Here is a 3,417-nt window from a genome sequence, read left to right on the forward strand (position 1 = left end):
GGATCCAGAGCCACTACGTCGGCAAATGTCCGGCGGTGGTCAGCTCATGGGTGGAACGTTGACTATTCGGCACGACAGGTTGTTTTTCACTAGTACTGCTTCGGCGTGGAACGTGGGGGACGGCAGGTCGGGTCGGGCACGTTGTTGGGTATCTGAGGGTACGGCCGTGTTGGTCGCCTTCAGTTGCCGGTCCCAGTGAACCTGTTCTTCGGAGCGGGGTGATGGGTGGCTGGTCGTTGTTTGAGAACTGCACAGTGGACGCGAGCATCTGTGGCCAAGTTTTTAAGGGCGCACGGTGGATGCCTTGGCACCAGGAACCGATGAAGGACGTGGGAGGCCACGATAGGCCCCGGGGAGCTGTCAACCGAGCTTTGATCCGGGGGTGTCCGAATGGGGAAACCCGGCAGTCGTCATGGGCTGTCACCCGCTGCTGAACACATAGGCAGTGTGGAGGGAACGAGGGGAAGTGAAACATCTCAGTACCCTCAGGAAGAGAAAACAACCGTGATTCCGGGAGTAGTGGCGAGCGAAACTGGATGAGGCCAAACCGTATGCGTGTGATACCCGGCAGGGGTTGCGCATGCGGGGTTGTGGGATCTCTCTTCCACGGTCTGCCGGCCGTGGGACGAGTCAGAAACCGTTGATGTAGGCGAAGGACATGCGAAAGGTCCGGCGTAGAGGGTAAGACCCCCGTAGCCGAAACATTAGCGGCTCGTTTGAGAGACACCCAAGTAGCACGGGGCCCGAGAAATCCCGTGTGAATCTGGCGGGACCACCCGCTAAGCCTAAATATTCCCTGGTGACCGATAGCGGATAGTACCGTGAGGGAATGGTGAAAAGTACCGCGGGAGCGGAGTGAAATAGTACCTGAAACCGTGTGCCTACAAGCCGTGGGAGCGTCGCATGCAAGCTTGCTTGTATGTCGTGACTGCGTGCCTTTTGAAGAATGAGCCTGCGAGTTTGCGGTGTGTTGCGAGGTTAACCCGTGTGGGGAAGCCGTAGCGAAAGCGAGTCCGAACAGGGCGGTTGAGTAGCACGCTCAAGACCCGAAGCGGAGTGATCTAGCCATGGGCAGGTTGAAGCGGAGGTAAGACTTCGTGGAGGACCGAACCCACCAGGGTTGAAAACCTGGGGGATGACCTGTGGTTAGGGGTGAAAGGCCAATCAAACTCCGTGATAGCTGGTTCTCCCCGAAATGCATTTAGGTGCAGCGTCGTGTGTTTCTTGCCGGAGGTAGAGCACTGGATAGGCGATGGGCCCTACCGGGTTACTGACCTTAGCCAAACTCCGAATGCCGGTAAGTGAGAGCGCGGCAGTGAGACTGTGGGGGATAAGCTCCATGGTCGAGAGGGAAACAGCCCAGAGCATCGACTAAGGCCCCTAAGCGTACGCTAAGTGGGAAAGGATGTGGAGTCGCAGAGACAACCAGGAGGTTGGCTTAGAAGCAGCCATCCTTGAAAGAGTGCGTAATAGCTCACTGGTCAAGTGATTCCGCGCCGACAATGTAGCGGGGCTCAAGCGTACCGCCGAAGTCGTGTCATTCGTACATGTATCCCCAACGGGAGTACGGATGGGTAGGGGAGCGTCGTGTGCCGGGTGAAGCAGCCGCGGAAGCGAGTTGTGGACGGTTCACGAGTGAGAATGCAGGCATGAGTAGCGATACACACGTGAGAAACGTGTGCGCCGATTGACTAAGGGTTCCTGGGTCAAGCTGATCTGCCCAGGGTAAGTCGGGACCTAAGGCGAGGCCGACAGGCGTAGTCGATGGACAACCGGTTGATATTCCGGTACCCGCTTTGAAACGCCCAATACTGAATCAGGCGATGCTAAGTCCGTGAAGCCGGCCCGATCTCTTCGGAGTTGAGGGTAGTGGTGGAGCCGACGAACCAGACTTGTACTAGGTAAGCGATGGGGTGACGCAGGAAGGTAGTCCAGCCCGGGCGGTGGTTGTCCCGGGGTAAGGGTGTAGGACGCACGGTAGGTAAATCCGTCGTGCATATAGTCTGAGACCTGATGCCGAGCCGATTGTGGTGAAGTGGATGATCCTATGCTGTCGAGAAAAGCCTCTAGCGAGTTTCATGGCGGCCCGTACCCTAAACCGACTCAGGTGGTCAGGTAGAGAATACCGAGGCGTTCGGGTGAACTATGGTTAAGGAACTCGGCAAAATGCCCCCGTAACTTCGGGAGAAGGGGGGCCATTCCTGGTGATTGGATTTACTTCATGAGCTGGGGGTGGCCGCAGAGACCAGCGAGAAGCGACTGTTTACTAAAAACACAGGTCCGTGCGAAGCCGTAAGGCGATGTATACGGACTGACGCCTGCCCGGTGCTGGAACGTTAAGGGGACCGGTTAGCTGACTTTCGGGTCGGCGAAGCTGAGAACTTAAGCGCCAGTAAACGGCGGTGGTAACTATAACCATCCTAAGGTAGCGAAATTCCTTGTCGGGTAAGTTCCGACCTGCACGAATGGCGTAACGACTTCTCGACTGTCTCAACCATAGGCCCGGTGAAATTGCACTACGAGTAAAGATGCTCGTTTCGCGCAGCAGGACGGAAAGACCCCGGGACCTTTACTACAGTTTGATATTGGTGTTCGGTTCGGCTTGTGTAGGATAGGTGGGAGACTTTGAAGCGGCCACGCCAGTGGTTGTGGAGTCGTCGTTGAAATACCACTCTGGTCGTGCTGGATGTCTAACCTGGGTCCGTGATCCGGATCAGGGACAGTGTCTGATGGGTAGTTTAACTGGGGCGGTTGCCTCCTAAAGAGTAACGGAGGCGCCCAAAGGTTCCCTCAGCCTGGTTGGCAATCAGGTGTTGAGTGTAAGTGCACAAGGGAGCTTGACTGTGAGACCGACGGGTCGAGCAGGGACGAAAGTCGGGACTAGTGATCCGGCAGTGGCTTGTGGAAGCGCTGTCGCTCAACGGATAAAAGGTACCCCGGGGATAACAGGCTGATCTTCCCCAAGAGTCCATATCGACGGGATGGTTTGGCACCTCGATGTCGGCTCGTCGCATCCTGGGGCTGGAGTCGGTCCCAAGGGTTGGGCTGTTCGCCCATTAAAGCGGTACGCGAGCTGGGTTTAGAACGTCGTGAGACAGTTCGGTCCCTATCCGCTGTGCGCGTAGGAATATTGAGAAGGGCTGTCCCTAGTACGAGAGGACCGGGACGGACGAACCTCTGGTGTGCCAGTTGTTCTGCCAAGGGCATGGCTGGTTGGCTACGTTCGGAAAGGATAACCGCTGAAAGCATCTAAGCGGGAAGCCTGCTTCGAGATGAGTATTCCCACCAACTTGATTGGTTAAGGCTCCCAGTAGACGACTGGGTTGATAGGCCAGATGTGGAAGCCCGGTAACGGGTGGAGCTGACTGGTACTAATAGGCCGAGGGCTTGTCCTCAGTTGCTCGCGTCCACTGTGTT

Annotated in this window: 1 rRNA gene; it reads left to right on the top strand. The window is 56.7% G+C overall.

The features are described 5' to 3' along the window. Window positions 1-272 precede the first annotated feature (272 nt). A 23S ribosomal RNA gene (locus tag ABZY11_RS42720) occupies window positions 273-3,395 on the top strand. Window positions 3,396-3,417: the final 22 nt, after the last annotated feature.

Origin of the sequence: Streptomyces sp. NPDC006510 (assembly GCF_040611955.1) — a bacterium.
Lineage (GTDB): Bacteria > Actinomycetota > Actinomycetes > Streptomycetales > Streptomycetaceae > Streptomyces.